General features: G+C 72.7%; 15 protein-coding genes. 12 read left to right on the forward strand and 3 right to left on the reverse strand.

Annotated elements, in window-relative coordinates:
• Positions 1 to 14 precede the first annotated feature (14 nt).
• From ACFYQ6_RS25315 to ACFYQ6_RS25330, 4 genes are all read left to right on the forward strand, one after another.
• Complete coding sequence (locus ACFYQ6_RS25315) at positions 15 to 1,376, forward strand: glutamine synthetase family protein (RefSeq protein ID WP_388765050.1); 1,362 nt, start codon at positions 15 to 17, stop codon at positions 1,374 to 1,376.
• 8 nt (positions 1,377 to 1,384) lie between these two features.
• Positions 1,385 to 2,749, forward strand: coding sequence for an aldehyde dehydrogenase family protein (locus ACFYQ6_RS25320; protein ID WP_388765052.1), 1,365 nt, complete (start codon positions 1,385 to 1,387; stop codon positions 2,747 to 2,749).
• Between the two features lie 6 nt (positions 2,750 to 2,755).
• Positions 2,756 to 3,544, forward strand: a complete 789-nt coding sequence (locus ACFYQ6_RS25325) for a 3-oxoacyl-ACP reductase (RefSeq protein WP_361574485.1) — start codon at positions 2,756 to 2,758, stop codon at positions 3,542 to 3,544.
• 74 nt (positions 3,545 to 3,618) lie between these two features.
• The gene (locus ACFYQ6_RS25330; RefSeq protein ID WP_388765054.1) at positions 3,619 to 4,524 is read left to right on the forward strand and encodes a DUF2510 domain-containing protein; all 906 of its coding nucleotides are present in this window, start codon (positions 3,619 to 3,621) and stop codon (positions 4,522 to 4,524) included.
• Positions 4,525 to 4,629: 105 nt separating this feature from the next.
• On the opposite strand, the gene ACFYQ6_RS25335 is transcribed toward ACFYQ6_RS25330, so the two are convergent.
• Positions 4,630 to 5,832 (reverse strand): amino acid deaminase/aldolase, encoded by a 1,203-nt coding sequence (locus tag ACFYQ6_RS25335; RefSeq protein WP_361574479.1) that lies wholly within the window; start codon positions 5,830 to 5,832, stop codon positions 4,630 to 4,632.
• A 473-nt stretch (positions 5,833 to 6,305) separates the two neighbouring features.
• On the opposite strand from ACFYQ6_RS25335, the gene ACFYQ6_RS25340 reads away from it, so the two are divergent.
• Positions 6,306 to 7,169, forward strand: a complete 864-nt coding sequence (locus ACFYQ6_RS25340; RefSeq protein WP_361574944.1) for a hypothetical protein — start codon at positions 6,306 to 6,308, stop codon at positions 7,167 to 7,169.
• Entirely contained in the window at positions 7,166 to 8,371 is a 1,206-nt protein-coding gene (mycP, locus tag ACFYQ6_RS25345) for a type VII secretion-associated serine protease mycosin (RefSeq protein WP_388765056.1), read from the forward strand. The genes ACFYQ6_RS25340 and mycP overlap by 4 nt, the downstream gene beginning before the upstream one ends.
• Here the strand turns inward: mycP and ACFYQ6_RS25350 are convergent.
• Positions 8,355 to 9,257, reverse strand: a complete 903-nt coding sequence (locus ACFYQ6_RS25350; RefSeq protein ID WP_361574476.1) for a serine hydrolase — start codon at positions 9,255 to 9,257, stop codon at positions 8,355 to 8,357. The two genes, mycP and ACFYQ6_RS25350, sit on opposite strands and share 17 nt — an antisense overlap.
• Before the next feature lie 86 nt (positions 9,258 to 9,343).
• Between ACFYQ6_RS25350 and ACFYQ6_RS25355 the strand changes: the two genes are divergently transcribed.
• A complete protein-coding gene (locus ACFYQ6_RS25355) occupies positions 9,344 to 10,120 on the forward strand; it encodes an SseB family protein (RefSeq protein ID WP_361574473.1) in 777 nt (258 codons plus the stop codon).
• Between the two features lie 59 nt (positions 10,121 to 10,179).
• Here ACFYQ6_RS25355 and ACFYQ6_RS25360 read toward each other — a convergent pair whose 3' ends face one another.
• Positions 10,180 to 10,545: a DUF1844 domain-containing protein gene (locus ACFYQ6_RS25360; RefSeq protein WP_014157243.1), complete on the reverse strand. Its 366-nt coding sequence runs from the start codon at positions 10,543 to 10,545 to the stop codon at positions 10,180 to 10,182.
• Between the two features lie 330 nt (positions 10,546 to 10,875).
• On the opposite strand from ACFYQ6_RS25360, the gene infC reads away from it, so the two are divergent.
• From infC to ACFYQ6_RS25385, 5 genes are all read left to right on the forward strand, one after another.
• Positions 10,876 to 11,595, forward strand: a complete 720-nt coding sequence (gene infC / locus ACFYQ6_RS25365) for a translation initiation factor IF-3 (protein ID WP_361574938.1) — start codon at positions 10,876 to 10,878, stop codon at positions 11,593 to 11,595.
• Positions 11,596 to 11,715: 120 nt separating this feature from the next.
• The gene (rpmI, locus tag ACFYQ6_RS25370) at positions 11,716 to 11,910 is read left to right on the forward strand and encodes a 50S ribosomal protein L35 (protein WP_030918579.1); all 195 of its coding nucleotides are present in this window, start codon (positions 11,716 to 11,718) and stop codon (positions 11,908 to 11,910) included.
• 113 nt (positions 11,911 to 12,023) lie between these two features.
• Positions 12,024 to 12,407, forward strand: a complete 384-nt coding sequence (rplT, locus tag ACFYQ6_RS25375) for a 50S ribosomal protein L20 (protein WP_003970214.1) — start codon at positions 12,024 to 12,026, stop codon at positions 12,405 to 12,407.
• A gap of 163 nt (positions 12,408 to 12,570) precedes the next feature.
• A complete protein-coding gene (locus tag ACFYQ6_RS25380; RefSeq protein WP_361574469.1) occupies positions 12,571 to 13,410 on the forward strand; it encodes an RNA methyltransferase in 840 nt (279 codons plus the stop codon).
• Positions 13,411 to 13,551: 141 nt separating this feature from the next.
• On the forward strand, positions 13,552 to 14,706 hold the full coding sequence (locus ACFYQ6_RS25385; RefSeq protein ID WP_361574466.1) for an ATP-binding protein: 1,155 nt from the start codon (positions 13,552 to 13,554) through the stop codon (positions 14,704 to 14,706).
• Positions 14,707 to 14,738: the final 32 nt, after the last annotated feature.

Below are 14,738 nucleotides of genomic sequence, written 5' to 3' on the forward strand. Positions count from 1 at the left end.
ACGAGGAGTATCCCGTGGCAGACCGAACACCCCCGCTCCAGGTCGACGAGTTGCGCGAACTCGTGGGGAGCGGCGAGATCGACACCGTCGTCCTCGCCTTCCCCGACATGCAGGGCCGGCTGCAGGGCAAGCGGTTCGCCGCGCCGTTCTTCCTGGACGAGGTGCTCGAACACGGCACGGAGGGGTGCAACTACCTGCTCGCCGTCGACACGGACATGAACACCGTCGACGGATTCGCCATGTCGTCCTGGTCGAACGGCTACGGCGACTTCGCGATGCACCCCGACCTCACCACCCTGCGCCGCATCCCCTGGCACGAGGGGACGGCGCTGGTCATGGCCGATCTCGCCTGGGAGGACGGCTCACCGGTCCTCGCCGCGCCCCGCCAGATCCTCCGGCGGCAGCTCGAGCGGCTCGCCGCGCACGGACTGACCGCCCATGTCGGCACCGAGCTCGAGTTCATCGTCTTCAAGGACACCTACGAGCAGGCGTGGGACCGCCACTACCGCGGGCTCACCCCGGTCAACCAGTACAACATCGACTACTCCGTCCTCGGCACCGGCCGCGTCGAGCCGCTGCTGCGCCGCATCCGCAACGAGATGGCGTCCGCCGGCCTCACCGTCGAGTCGGCGAAGGGCGAGTGCAATCCGGGCCAGCACGAGATCGTCTTCCGCTACGACGAGGCGCTCGTCACCTGCGACCAGCACGCGGTCTACAAGACGGGTTCGAAGGAGATCGCCGCCCAGGAAGGTGTCGCCCTCACCTTCATGGCCAAGTACAACGAGCGCGAGGGCAACTCCTGCCACATCCACCTCTCCCTCCGGGACGCCGACGGGCGCAGTGTCATGGCGGGCGAGGACGGCGCCATGTCGCCCGTGATGCGCCGCTTCCTCGCCGGGCAGCTCGCGGCCCTGCGCGACTTCTCCCTGCTGTACGCGCCGAACATCAACTCCTACAAGCGATTCCAGCCGGGCTCCTTCGCCCCGACCGCCGTCGCGTGGGGGCACGACAACCGCACCTGCGCCCTGCGCGTGGTCGGCCACGGCCGCTCGATGCGCTTCGAGAACCGGCTGCCCGGAGGGGACGTCAATCCCTACCTCGCCGTCGCAGGGCTCGTGGCCGCCGGACTGCACGGCATCGACAACGAGCTGGAACTCCCCGAGGCCTGCGAGGGTAACGCCTACACCGCCGGATACGACCAGGTCCCCACCACACTGCGCGAAGCCGCCGAGCTCTGGGAGAGCAGCGCGATCGCCCGCGCCGCCTTCGGTGACGAGATCGTGGCTCACTACCGCAACACGGCGCGCGTCGAACTGGAGGCCTTCGACGCCGCGGTGACCGACTGGGAACTCCGCCGCTCCTTCGAACGCCTGTGAGGCACCCCGTGATCCACGAACACCGCGTCCTGAACCCGGCGACCGAAGCGCTCGTCGCCACCGTCCCCGCCACCACCGCCTCCGAGGTGTCCGCCGCCGTCACCCGGGCCGCCGCGGCCCAGCGCGCCTGGGCCGCCCTGGCACCGGCCGACCGCGCGCGGCTGCTGCGCCGGTTCGCCGTCCTCGTCGACGAACAGGCCGAACGCCTCGCCCTGCTGGAGGTCACGGAGGCGGGCCACACCCTGGGCAACGCACGCTGGGAGGCGTCCAACGTCCGGGACCTGCTGGACTACGCCGCCGGGGGAGTGGAACGCCTGACCGGACGCCAGATCCCGGTCCCCGGCGGGATCGATCTCACCCTCCTCGAACCGCTCGGCGTCGTCGGGGTCATCGCCCCGTGGAACTTCCCCATGCCGATCGCCGCCTGGGGCACCGCGCCCGCGCTCGCCGCCGGCAACGCGGTCATCCTCAAGCCGGCCGAGACCACTCCGCTCACCGCCCTCGAACTGGCCCGGATCGCCCTCGACGCGGGACTGCCCGAACACCTCTTCCAGGTGCTGCCCGGCGCGGGGGACGTGACGGGCGCCGCGCTGGTCGACCATCCCGGCGTCGCCAAGATCGTCTTCACCGGATCGACCCGGGTCGGCAGACAGATCATGGCCAGGTGCGCGGACCGGGTGAAGCGGCTGACCCTCGAACTCGGCGGCAAGAGCCCCAACATCGTCTTCGCCGACGCCGACGTCGAGGCCGCGGCGGCCTCCGCGCCCATGTCCTTCCTCGACAACACCGGCCAGGACTGCTGCGCCCGCACCCGCATCCTGGTCCAGCGGCCCGTGTACGAGCGCTTCCTCGAACTGCTCGTACCGGCCATCGCCTCGGTCGTCGTCGGAGACCCCTCCGACGAGAAGACCCAGATGGGCCCGCTGATCTCCCGGACCCAGCTGGAGCGCGTCCGCGCCCTCGTCCCCGACAACGCCGACGGCATCCGGGGCAGCGCGCCCTCAGGGCCCGGTTTCTGGTTCCCGCCCACCGTCCTCACCGGTGTCGCTCCGGACGCGCCCGTCGCCACCGAGGAGGTCTTCGGCCCCGTAGCCGTCGTCCTGCCCTTCGAGGACGAGGAGGACGCCGTACGACTGGCCAACGCCACCGACTACGGACTGGCGGGCTCCATCTGGACCCGTGACGTCGGCCGCGCCCTCCGGGTGTCGCAGGCGGTCCGGGCCGGGAACCTGTCCGTCAACTCCCACTCAGCAGTCCGCTACTGGACCCCCTTCGGCGGGTACGGACAGTCCGGGCTCGGCCGTGAACTGGGGCCCGACGCCCTCGCGGCCTTCACCGAAACCAAGAACGTCTTCATCGGCACGGAGGCCTGACCACACATGAGCACCGACACCGGGAACATCTGCCGCCGTCTCACCGGCCGCACCGCCGTCATCACCGGCGCCGGCAGCGGCATCGGCCTGGCCACCGCCCGCCGGCTGGCGTCCGAAGGGGCCCACGTCGTCTGCGGCGACATCGACGAGACCACGGGCCTGGCCGCGGCGAAGGAGGTGGGAGGCACCTTCGTACGCGTCGACGTCACCGACCCCGGCCAGGTCGACGCGCTCTTCGCGGCGGCGGACGACACCTACGGCTCCGTCGACATCGCCTTCAACAACGCGGGCATCTCGCCCCCCGACGACGACTCCATCCTCACCACGGGTCTGGAGGCATGGAAACGCGTCCAGGACGTCAACCTCACCTCGGTCTACCTCTGCTGCAAGGCCGCCCTGCCCTACATGCGGCGCCAGGGGCGCGGCTCGATCATCAACACCGCCTCGTTCGTGGCCAGGATGGGCGCGGCCACCTCGCAGATCTCCTACACCGCGTCCAAGGGCGGAGTGCTCGCCCTGTCCCGGGAACTCGGGGTGCAGTTCGCCCGTGAGGGCATCCGCGTCAACGCCCTGTGCCCGGGACCGGTCAACACACCACTGCTGCAGGAGCTGTTCGCGAAGGACCCGGAACGCGCCGCCCGCAGGCTCGTGCACATCCCCCTCGGCCGGTTCGCCGAGGCGACGGAGATCGCGGCCGCCGTCGCCTTCCTGGCCAGCGACGACTCGTCCTTCGTCAACGCCACCGACTTCCTCGTCGACGGCGGGATCTCGGGGGCGTACGTGACCCCGCTCTAGGAGCCGGGCCCGGATCCTGCCTCGCCGGCCCGATCCGGACCCGGGGCCCCGGGCGCCGTCCCTACAGTGGTCCCATGAGCCACTCGACCCCACCCGGCTGGTACCCGGACGTGAACGTGCCGGGAACCGAGCGCTGGTGGGACGGCACGGCCTGGACCGCGCACGCCCGCGCGGTCCCCTCGTCGCTGTCCGTACCCCACCCGCCCGGGAGCCCCGCACCCGTCGGCGCCCGCCGCACGCCCAGGACCGTCGTCCTCGCCGCGGCGGGCCTCGCGGTCGTGGCGGCGACCGTCGCCGGTTTCCTGGTGCTCGGCGAGGACAGCGGCCGGGACACCGGCCACGGATCAGGCGCGCCCTCGCCCACCGCCACGGTCAGCGCGAGCGCCCCCTCCCCAGCAGGCGGTGCGGAGGACGACCCCACGGTGCTGGTCGACCAGCTCAACGGCGTCACCCTGAAGGTCCCCGAGGGCTGGGAGAAGCCGGAACACACCCTCGACGACTCCTCCACGATGCGTACGGTCGAGTCGTACACCTGCCCCGGCGACTCGGGGAGCTACTGCTACCACGGCACCGTCACGGTCCGGACGGCGGGCGGCACCGACCTCACGGACATGAAGGACCTCGCCGAGCAGGACATCGGGACCGCCGCGGACAACGCCTACGGCGAGGACTTCGCCGGCGGACGCCCGCACGGAGGGATCAGGTCCCACGAGCAACTGGCGTCCGAGTCCGTCACCGTGGCCGGTCGCACCGGCCACCTGGTGCGCTGGAAGGTCACCACCGGCAAGGGGCCGGGCGGCTATGTGCAGTCGCTCGTCTTCCCCTCCGCGGTGGGCAGCGAGACCCCGGTCATCGTGCGCTTCGCGTTCGACGCGGGCCAGGACGATCTGCCGCTCTCCCTCATGGACACCGTCACCGAGGGCATCCGACCGGTCGGTGACGCCACGAACGGCGGGGTGGGCAGCACCGTGGGGCCCTGACACCCCACGATCTCGCCGCCCGGTCCGGGCCGGGAAGCCTCAGCGGCAGGACCGGGAAACCGCATCGGCAGGACAGGGGAGCCTCAGCGGCAGGACCGGGGAGCCTCAGAGGAAGGTGCGGCCCTCACCGCGGTACGTCGGCACGGTGTCCGTGATCCGATCCCCCTCGATCAGCCGCAACTCGTCGAACCGCTCGCACAGTTCACCTGCCTTCGCGTGCCGGAACCACACCTTGTCGCCGATCAGCAGATCGTCCGCGGGCGAGCCGAGCAGAGGAGTCTGCACCTCTCCGGGGCCCTCCTGCGGGTCGTAGCGCAGGCCCTCCGGCAGATACGGCACCGGCAGCCGGTCCGGGCCCGCCGCCCCCGACGCCGGATATCCGCCGCCGAGCACCGTCACCACGCCCACGCCGGGACGGCGCACCACCGGCTGGGCGAACAACGCGGCCGGACGGCCGGTGAACGACGTGTAGTTGTCGAACAGCCTCGGCACGTACAGCCCGGAGCCCGCGGCGATCTCGGTCACCGCGGCCTCGGCGGCGGTGTGCTGCACACTGCCGGTACCGCCCCCGTTCACGAACTCCAGGTCCGGCGCCACCGCCCGTACCGCCCGCACGACCTCCGCCCGCCGGGTCGCCAGCTCCCTGCGCGCCGCCGCCTGCATCAGCCGCACCGCGCGCGAGCGCAGCGGGCGGCCGGCCAACGAGTCGCCGACACCGGCGACATGACCCTCGTACGCCATCAGCCCCACCAGCCGGAAACCCGGCCTGCGCTCCACCGAGCGGGCCAGCTCGGCCAGTTGGGCGGGGGAGCGGAGCGGGGAGCGCAGCGCGCCGATCCTGACCCTGCCGCCCAGCAGCCGCAGCGACGTGTCCAGCTCCAGGCAGACCCGGATCTCCTCGGTGCCACCGGACCGCGCCGCGTCGATCAGCTCCAGCTGCGCCGGATCGTCCACCATCACGGTCACCGCCGCCGCGAGTTTCGGATCGCCCGCCAGTTCGGCGTAGGCGGCGCGGTCGGCCGACGGGTAGGCCAGCAGCACGTCCTCGAAGCCGGACCGGGCCAGCCACAGTGACTCCGCGAGGGTGAACGACATGATCCCGGCGAACCCGGGGCGCGCGAGCACCCGCTCCAGCAGGGCGCGGCAGCGTACCGACTTGCTCGCCACCCTGATCGGCTTGCCGCCGGCCCGCCGCACCAGATCGTCGGCATTGGAGTCGAAGGCCTCCAGATCGACGACGGCCACCGGGGCGTCGAGATGGGCGGTGGCCCGGTCGTAACGGGTCCGGTCAGCGGCGCGGGCAGTCATGGCCGCAGCTTGCCAGACGGCCGTATCACTGGGTAGGGGACGTTCGGTGCAGATCGTCCCGCACCCTCCGTCCCCGTCCCACGGGGCGCCCTGCACCCCGTAGAGTGAACGCCACGCGAGCGAACGACGGGCCCGTGCGAAGCGCCGGTCCGCGGGCGGTACGGGGACGTGGACCAGGGGGACGGATGAGTACCGAAGCGCAGCGCGCTCCAGTGCCGCCCCGCCCGGGCGTCCCGCCTCCGCCGCCCCACCCCGGACACGCCCCGGCACCGCGACTGCCGCGTACGGAGCCCACGCCTCCCGCCCCGCGTACGGAGCCCACGCCTCCCGCGCCGCGCACGGAGCCCACGCCCGCGGAGACGACCACCCGGCTGCGCGCCGTACCGCCCGCGCCCCCCGTCGCGCCGCCGCCGTCCGCGCCCCCCGGCCACCCCGCGCAGCCCGCCGCGACCCGGCGCAGGCCCGTCGGCGCTGTGGACCTCACCCCCCGCCCCGGCGTCGCCCCGGCCCCGCCCGGTGCCTACTACGCCTACGCGGAGACCCCCGCCGAGACCACCACCCGGCTCCGCCCCGTACCGGCCAGGCGCCCGCTCAGGACCGCGGCGGCCGCCGCCTGTGCCGTGCTCGGCCTCGGGCTCATCGGCGGCGCGGTCACCGGCAGCTGGCTCACCGGGGACTCCGCCGCCGAGCCCGGCGAGGACAGCGCGTACACCGTGAGCCGCTCCGTCTGGCACAGCGTGCCCGTCGACACCCTCTTCCCGCGCACGCTCAAGGGCGAGGGCGCGGGTCCGGGAGCCACCGACCGGGTGTGGACCCGGGTCGCCGTCGCGGGCGACAGCGAGTGCGCGGCCGGTCTGGACCCGCTGCTCCTCGAGGCGCTCCGGCCGGTCGGCTGCGAACGCCTGCTGCGCGCCACCTACTCCGACGCGACCCGCAGCAGCGTCACGACTGTCGGGATGGTCTTCACGGAGGCGGACGCCCAGGCGATGAGCGCGCTGAGCACCCGCTTCACCGCCCAGAAGCTCGCCGCGCGCTCCGACCTGATGCCCCGTGCCTATCCGGCCGAGAACACCGTCGCGGCGGACTTCACGGACGGTCAGCGCGCGAGCTGGACCGTCCATGTGCTGACCGAGGCCCCCGTCGTGGTGTTCGCGGTCTCCGGCTTCGCCGACGGCCGGACGGTCGCCGATCCGCAGCCCGTCGCCGAGGCCATGGCCGCCGGGGCCACCACCGCCGTCGCCCAGGCCGGACTCGGCCACGAGGCGAAGGGCATCGCCGACCGGGTGGAGCGCGCACTGCGCAGGACCGTCACCGACCTCACGGAGAAGCCGGAGTGACCGCAGCAGCCGGAACACCCCGGGCCCGCCTGTTCCGCGCGTTCGCCGCCGTGACCACGGCCACCGCCTTCGCGCTGATCCCCGCCGTCCCGGCCCGCGCGGACGCCATCCGGGACCAGCAGTGGGGCCTGGAGGCCCTGCACACCGACCAGGCCTGGCGGACGACGAAGGGCGAGGGCGTCACCGTCGCCGTCCTGGACACCGGGGTCGACGACCAGCACCCCGACCTCGCGGGCCAGGTCCTGCCCGGCAAGGACCTCATCGGCTTCGGCGCAGGGCGCGGCGACAGCGCATGGGCCCTGCACGGCACCGCCATGGCCGGTATCATCGCGGGCCGGGGCAACGGACCCGGCCGGGCCGACGGGGTGCTCGGCGTCGCTCCGGAGGCGAAGATCCTGCCCGTCCGGGTGATCCTCGAGTCCAACGACTCCTCCCGCGGCAAGGCTCGCGAGTCACGCGGCACGGCGCTCGCGGACGGCATCCGCTGGGCGACCGACCAGGGCGCCGACGTCATCAACCTCTCCCTGGGCGACGACAGCAAGTCCGCGCACCCGGAGCCGGGCGAGGACGCGGCCATCCAGTACGCCCTCGGCAAGGGCGTGGCCGTCGTCGCGTCGGCGGGCAACAGCGGCGACAAGGGCGACCGTGTCTCCTACCCGGCCGCCTACCCCGGGGTGATCGCCGTCGCCGCCGTCGACAAGTACGGCACGCACGCCTCGTTCTCGACCCGCCGCTGGTACGCCACCGTCAGCGCCCCCGGCGTCGACATCGTCGTCGCCAACCCCGACCAGCACTACTACATCGAGTGGGGCACCTCCGCCGCCTCGGCCTTCGTCTCCGGGGCCGTCGCCCTCGTGCGCGCCGCCCATCCGGGGCTCTCGCCCGCCCAGATCAAGACCCTGCTCGCCGACACCGCCCGCAACGCCCCCGAGGGCGGCCGTGACGACGCCCGCGGTTACGGCCTGGTCGACCCCGCCGCCGCCATCGAGGCCGGGGCGGAACTGAGCCCCGACGGTACGGAGGCCCGGTCCGCCACGGCCGGCTACCGCAAGCAGTACTTCGGAGCCGGCCCCACCCCCGAGCCGGAGGACCAGGACCCGGCCGGCTGGCTCGCCCCGGCCGCGGGCGGCCTCGGAGCCGTACTCCTCGCCCTGGCCGTGGTGCTGTGGCGCGGCGGCAACTCCGTCAGCCGGACCCGCTGACCGCACCGGTCACGCCGGCCGCGGCCTTCGCGACGGACTCCACGAGGGCGATGCCCGCCTCCTTCGTCGTGTGCCCGCGCGAGAGCACGGCGATCAGCAGGGTGTGCCCGCCACTCTCCACCCGCCCGATGCTGTTGACGTCCCACAGCCCCGTCGTGGTCCGGGGCATCCAGCCGTTCTTCAGCACCGCTCCGCTTCCCGCTGCGGACACCCCCCAGCGCTGGTCCGCCTCGACCTCGCCCATCAGCTCCGTCAGATAGGCGCGGGAGGCATCCGTCAGCACCGGCCCCGAACCGCACACCGCCTCCAACAGCCGCACCTGGTCGGCAGCCGTGGTCTGGGTCAGCCCCCACGCGTGCACGGCCCCGGTCCCGGTCAGGCCCAGACGTTCGTTGGCCGCGTCCAGCCCCTCGGCGCCGCCGATCACCTTGAGCAGTTCGGTCGCCGAGGTGTTGTCGCTGCGCCGGATCATGGCCTCCGCGTACGCGTGCTCCGCCCCGCTCAGCTCACGCTGCTCGTCCTGGGCCAGCAGCAGCAGCGCCGCCAGGATGTCGACCTTGACGATGCTGGCGGTGTCGTACGTGCCGTCGCCGTACGTCGCGTGCGCTCCCGTCTCCGTGTCCAGCACCGACACCGAGACATCGGCGCCGTCCGCCGGGACCGCCAGCGCCTCGGCCAGCTCCGCGTCGAGATCCACCTGGGGCTCCTCGCTCACGCCCGTCGTGGCCGACGGGCTCGACGCGGAGGATACGGCGGCCACGGCGGCCGGGGCGTCCTCCGCGGAACGACCCACCAGGTACGCGCCACCCACGGCGGAACAGACCAGGAGCAGGCCGGCGGTCACCGAGGCGGACAGCGTGGACCTGCGGGTTCTGTGACGGGGCATGGCGCGGACGCTAGGCGGCGCACCTGGCAGCAGCCTGTGCCCGACCTGTCGCCCAGGTGGGAGACGCCACCCACTACGCTCGTCGTGTGGAGCTCAAGAACATCCCGGACCCAGGTTTCTCCGACGACGACGGCACCGCCGCCCCCGAGCTGACGGCCGCCCTCGCGGCGTGGGCGGAGGACCGCACGGCCGTCGGCCCGGTCCTGACGGCGCTCCGCGACGCCCGGCTGCTCGTCCCCGTCGTCGCCGTCCTGGGCGAGGTCGAGGAGGACGATGAGGAGGGGCGCGAAGCTCCTGGGAAGGGCGGTGGCGGGCGACGGGGGGGCGGCCTGCGCCGGGAGAAGACCAGCGACATGGCCGTGCCGACGCTTCAGGCCGGTGACCGGCGTGCGCTGCCCGCCTTCACCTCCACCGCCTCGCTGGCCCGCTGGGACCCGCAGGCGCGGCCCGTCGCCGTACCCCTGCACCAGGCGCTGCAGGCCGCCGCGCACGAGAAGGCGGACACCGTGGTGCTCGACCTCGCGGGGCCCGTGACCTTCGAGCTCACCGGGCCGGCGCTGCGGGCCCTGGCGGAGAACCGCGTCAGCGCGGACCCGCTCGACGACCCCGCCGTCGTCACCGCCGTACGGGAGGCGGTCGCCGCCGAGCCCGCCGTGCTCCGCGCGCACCTCGGCCCGGGGCCGGCCGACGGCACCCTCGCCCTGGTCCTCGCCGAGGGCGCGGTGGTCGCCGACGCCGCCCGCCGGGTCGCCGAGGCGCTGTCGGCCAGCGAGGTGCTCCGGGCCCGCCTGGTGCGCGGCATCGATCTCGCGCTGCTGCCCGCCGGGGCCGACGCCCCGGGCGAGCCGCTGTTCAGCCGCTGACGCCGACGAGCCCGCCGCCTGTGACCAGGCGGCGGGCTCGCGTGCGTCAGCCGTGGCTTCTAGCCGTAGACCGGGCCCGTGTACTTCTCGCCCGGACCGTGGCCGGGCTCGTCCGGGACGAGCGAGGCCTCGCGGAAGGCGAGCTGGAGCGACTTCAGGCCGTCGCGCAGCGGGGAGGCGTGGAAGGTGCTGATCTCCGTGGCGCTCGCGTCGAGCAGTCCGGCCAGGGCCTGGACCAGCTTGCGCGCCTCGTCCAGGTCCTTGTGCTGCTCGCCCTCCTCGGTCAGACCGAGCTTCACGGCTGCCGCGCTCATCAGGTTGACGGCGACGGTCACGATCACCTCGACCGCGGGAACCTCCGCGATGTCGCGGGCCATGTCGTCGAAGCCGGGGTTCTCGGTGCTGGGAGTGGTCGCGTCGCTCATGCCCCACACGATAAGGCCAGGCCGCGCACCCCTCTCCCGCGGGAGCGCCCCGGGACACGGGATTAGCGCACGCGTCGGCGGGCTGCTAACCTTGTGTAACGACCGGCCGGACACCTATGTGCTCGGCCCACAAGTGGAGGCTCCGATCTCCCACCTGACCGTCCTCCGGGACGGCGGGTCACCGGTCAGGTGGCAGCCATCGTTCCGTACGGACGATGGGGCCGCCCGATAGCGCCCCGCGGTTGCACGCGGCGGTGTTCCGGTAGTTCCAGGAGCCCCGCCTGTGTCCCGTCCGGGGCATTTCTGTTTTCCCGGCTCGGTTGGTCATACATAAGACGTTACGCGGCTGTCCGCCAGGCGGTCGCGTGGTGCTACCGAGGAGGATCCATCAGCGCCGAGCCCCGCATCAACGACCGGATTCGCGTTCCCGAGGTGCGACTTGTCGGTCCCAGCGGCGAGCAGGTCGGGATTGTCCCGCTTGCCAAGGCCCTGGAGCTCGCACAGGAGTACGACCTCGACCTGGTCGAGGTGGCGGCGACAGCCCGTCCCCCCGTGTGCAAGCTCATGGACTACGGGAAGTTCAAGTACGAGTCGGCCATGAAGGCCCGTGAGGCGCGCAAGAACCAGGCGCACACGGTCATCAAGGAAATGAAGCTCCGGCCGAAGATCGACCCGCACGACTACGACACCAAGAAGGGTCACGTCGTCCGGTTCCTCAAGCAGGGGGACAAGGTCAAGATCACGATCATGTTCCGCGGTCGTGAGCAGTCCCGCCCCGAGCTGGGCTTCCGACTGCTCCAGCGTCTCGCTTCGGATGTCGAGGACCTCGGCTTCATCGAGTCCAACCCGAAGCAGGACGGCCGGAACATGATCATGGTTCTGGGCCCGCACAAGAAGAAGACCGAAGCCATGGCCGAAGCCCGCGAGGCCCAGGCCGCCCGTAAGGCGGAGCGTCAGGGACCGACCCCCGACGCCGAGTCCGAGGGTGAGACCGCTGAGGCCCCCGCCGCAGCGGCCGAGGCTCCGGCCGACACACCTTCCGAGGCGTGACCTCCGGGGGTCGCCACCCAGGCGCCCCCGGGTCCCCCGGAAGCCACCCAAAGATCTGACGCCCCTGCAGTCCGGTGCCCGCACCGTGAGGGGCGCCACTGACGAGGAGATAACGGCGCGATGCCGAAGAACAAGACGCACAGCGGTGCCAGCAAGCGCTTCAAGATCACCGGCTCCGGCAAGGTGCTGCGCGAGAAGGCCGGCAAGCGCCACCTGCTCGAGCACAAGTCGTCCAAGAAGACCCGCTCGCTGACCGGCACGGTCGTCGTGGCTCCGGCCGACGCCAAGAAGATCAAGAAGCTTCTCGGCAAGTGAGGCGCGGCCTCCGGTGACCCCGGAGGCGCCCTCGATCCGACCGGGACCTATTCGTTTCCGGGCCAGGTGAGGTCTGACTTCCGACCACCCGGCCCCGCTGCAAGGAGTTAAAAGTGGCACGCGTCAAGCGGGCAGTAAACGCCCACAAGAAGCGCCGGGCGATCCTCGAGGCCGCCAGCGGTTACCGCGGTCAGCGTTCGCGCCTGTACCGCAAGGCCAAGGAGCAGGTCACCCACTCCCTGGTCTACAACTACAACGACCGCAAGAAGCGCAAGGGCGACTTCCGTCAGCTCTGGATCCAGCGCATCAACGCGGCCGCTCGCCAGAACGGCATGACGTACAACCGCCTCATCCAGGGTCTGAAGGCCGCCAACATCGAGGTGGACCGCAAGATCCTGGCCGAGCTCGCGGTCAACGACGCCAACGCGTTCGCCGCCCTGGTCGAGGTCGCTCAGAAGGCCCTCCCGAGCGACGTCAACGCCCCGAAGGCCGCCTGATCCAGGCCGCACTTCCAAGCGTCCCAGCGCTTTGAGCCGGACCCGCAGGCGCATGCCGTCTGCGGGTCCGGTGCGTTGCACCACGTGTCGCGTACGTAGTCAGCCGTACGCAGAGAAACGTACGCAGAGAAGCTGACTTACGCAGAGAGGCTCGCCGCCGACCATGGGCACCCCCGAACTGATCTCCGCGCGATCGCCGCGAGTCGCCGCCGCACGACGGCTGGCCAGACGCAATTTCCGCGGCAAGGAGCGCAGGTTCATCGCCGAGGGGCCGCAGGCCGTACGCGAGGCCGCCGCCCACCGGGGCCGGGACGGCGAGCCCACCCTGGTCGAGCTCTTCGCCACCGTCGAGGCCGCCGAGCGGTACACCGCGATCATCGACGCCGCCCGTGCCGCCGGAGCCCGCGTCCACCTCGCGGACAGCGACGTGCTGGCCGACGTCTCGCAGACCGTCACCCCCCAGGGGCTCATCGGCGTCTGCCGCTTCCTGGACTCCCCGTTCGCGGACATCCTCGCGGCGAAGCCCACCCTGGTCGCCGTCCTCGCCCACGTACGCGACCCCGGGAACGCGGGAACCGTACTGCGCTGCGCGGACGCCGCCGGCGCGGACGCGGTGGTGCTCACCGACGCCTCGGTGGACCTCTACAACCCCAAGTCGGTCCGGGCGTCCGTCGGCTCGCTCTTCCATCTGCCCGTGGCCGTCGGCGTACCCGTCGAGCAGGCCGTGCGAGGGCTGCGTGACGCCGGGGTGCGCATCCTGGCGGCCGACGGCGCGGGCGAGGACGACCTCGACGACGAACTCGACGCGGGCACCATGGGCGGGCCGACCGCCTGGGTCTTCGGCAACGAGGCGTGGGGCCTGCCCGAGGAGACCCGCGCCCTGGCCGACGCCGTGGTCCGGGTCCCGATCCACGGCAAGGCCGAGAGCCTCAACCTCGCGACCGCCGCCGCCGTGTGCCTCTACGCCTCCGCGCGGGCGCAGCGCCCCCGCCGCACCGGCTGATCACCCGAGGGCGCCTCGCCGATCGATACGGGCCACACCCCGGCGCTGGCCGCCCACAGGGTGTCGCCCGGCCGCCGGCGCCTAGTAGGGTGACGAACTCGGGGGCCCACTGCACCGGTTCGAGAGGTGGGGTACGGGAAGATGGCTGTCGGCACGAGCAGGCCGCGGGAGGCACACACGGCCGCCGCGCGTGCCCTCTCCGACGGGGCCGGCACGGGCCCGGCCACCGGTGACCCCGGCACGGGCATCGACCCCGACGACCTGCCCGACGGCCTCGTCGTCGCCGACGAGAACGGCACGGTCATCTGCTTCAACCGGGCCGCCGCACGGATCACCGCCACCCCCGGCGCCGCCGCCCTCGGCAGTTCCCTCGAGCAGGCGCTGCCGCTGGAGGACCTGAAGGGCCGGCGCTGGTGGGAGCTGACCGACCCGTACGGCGGACTCGCCACCCGGGTCGGCCAGCCCGAGCGGAATCTGCTGCTCCCCGGCGGCCGTGAGGTCCTGGTCTCCGCCCGGTACGTGAGGGAGACCCCGACCGGGCCGGTCAGCCGGCTCGTCGTCTCGCTGCGGGGCACCGAGGCCCGCCGCCGCACCGAGCTCAGCCACGCCGAGCTGATCGCGACCGTCGCCCACGAGCTGCGCTCGCCGCTCACCTCGGTCAAGGGCTTCACCGCCACCCTGCTGGCCAAGTGGGAGCGGTTCACCGACGACCAGAAGCGGCTGATGCTGGAGACCGTCGACGCCGACGCCAACCGCGTCACCCGGCTCATCGCCGAGCTGCTCGACATCTCCCGCATCGACTCCGGCAGGCTGGAGCTGCGCCGCCAGCCCGTGGACGTCTCCGCCGCCGTCGAGCGCCACATCCAGGCCCTCATGGCGACCGGCCTGCCCCCGGACCGCTTCCTGGTGCACACCCGGCAGCCGCTGCCCGCGCTCTGGGCCGATCCGGACAAGGTGGACCAGGTCCTCGGCAACCTCCTGGAAAACGCGGTGCGCCACGGCGACGGAACCGTCACCATCGAGATCGCCCCTGCGCCCGCACCGGGCAAGAGCGACGAGAGCGGAACGGCGGTCACCGTGAGCGACGAGGGTCCCGGCATCCCCGAGGAGTCGATGGCCCGCGTCTTCACCCGCTTCTGGCGGGGCAGCAAACGCGGCGGGACCGGCCTGGGCCTCTACATCGTCAAGGGCATCGTCGAGGCGCACGGCGGCACCATCACCGTCGCCCGGGCGCCCGGCGGGGGCGCCGAGTTCCGATTTATCCTGCCCGTGAGCGCGCCCGCCTACCTGGCGTGAGCGGCCCACGGGCTCCTTCGTCCTCCGGCGGC

Origin of the sequence: Streptomyces sp. NPDC005494, from assembly GCF_042872025.1 — a bacterium.
Classification (GTDB): Bacteria; Actinomycetota; Actinomycetes; order Streptomycetales; family Streptomycetaceae; genus Streptomyces.

What these genes read in the sequence shown, in the direction of transcription:
- ACFYQ6_RS25325 (WP_361574485.1), top strand. Translation starts at nt 2,756, where the DNA reads ATGAGCACCGACACCGGGAACATCTGCCGCCGTCTCACCGGCCGCACC.
- ACFYQ6_RS25330 (WP_388765054.1), top strand. Translation starts at nt 3,619, where the DNA reads ATGAGCCACTCGACCCCACCCGGCTGGTACCCGGACGTGAACGTGCCG.
- ACFYQ6_RS25335 (WP_361574479.1), bottom strand. Translation starts at nt 5,832, where the DNA reads ATGACTGCCCGCGCCGCTGACCGGACCCGTTACGACCGGGCCACCGCC.
- ACFYQ6_RS25350 (WP_361574476.1), bottom strand. Translation starts at nt 9,257, where the DNA reads ATGCCCCGTCACAGAACCCGCAGGTCCACGCTGTCCGCCTCGGTGACC.
- ACFYQ6_RS25360 (WP_014157243.1), bottom strand. Translation starts at nt 10,545, where the DNA reads ATGAGCGACGCGACCACTCCCAGCACCGAGAACCCCGGCTTCGACGAC.
- rpmI (WP_030918579.1), top strand. Translation starts at nt 11,716, where the DNA reads ATGCCGAAGAACAAGACGCACAGCGGTGCCAGCAAGCGCTTCAAGATC.
- ACFYQ6_RS25380 (WP_361574469.1), top strand. Translation starts at nt 12,571, where the DNA reads ATGGGCACCCCCGAACTGATCTCCGCGCGATCGCCGCGAGTCGCCGCC.
- ACFYQ6_RS25385 (WP_361574466.1), top strand. Translation starts at nt 13,552, where the DNA reads ATGGCTGTCGGCACGAGCAGGCCGCGGGAGGCACACACGGCCGCCGCG.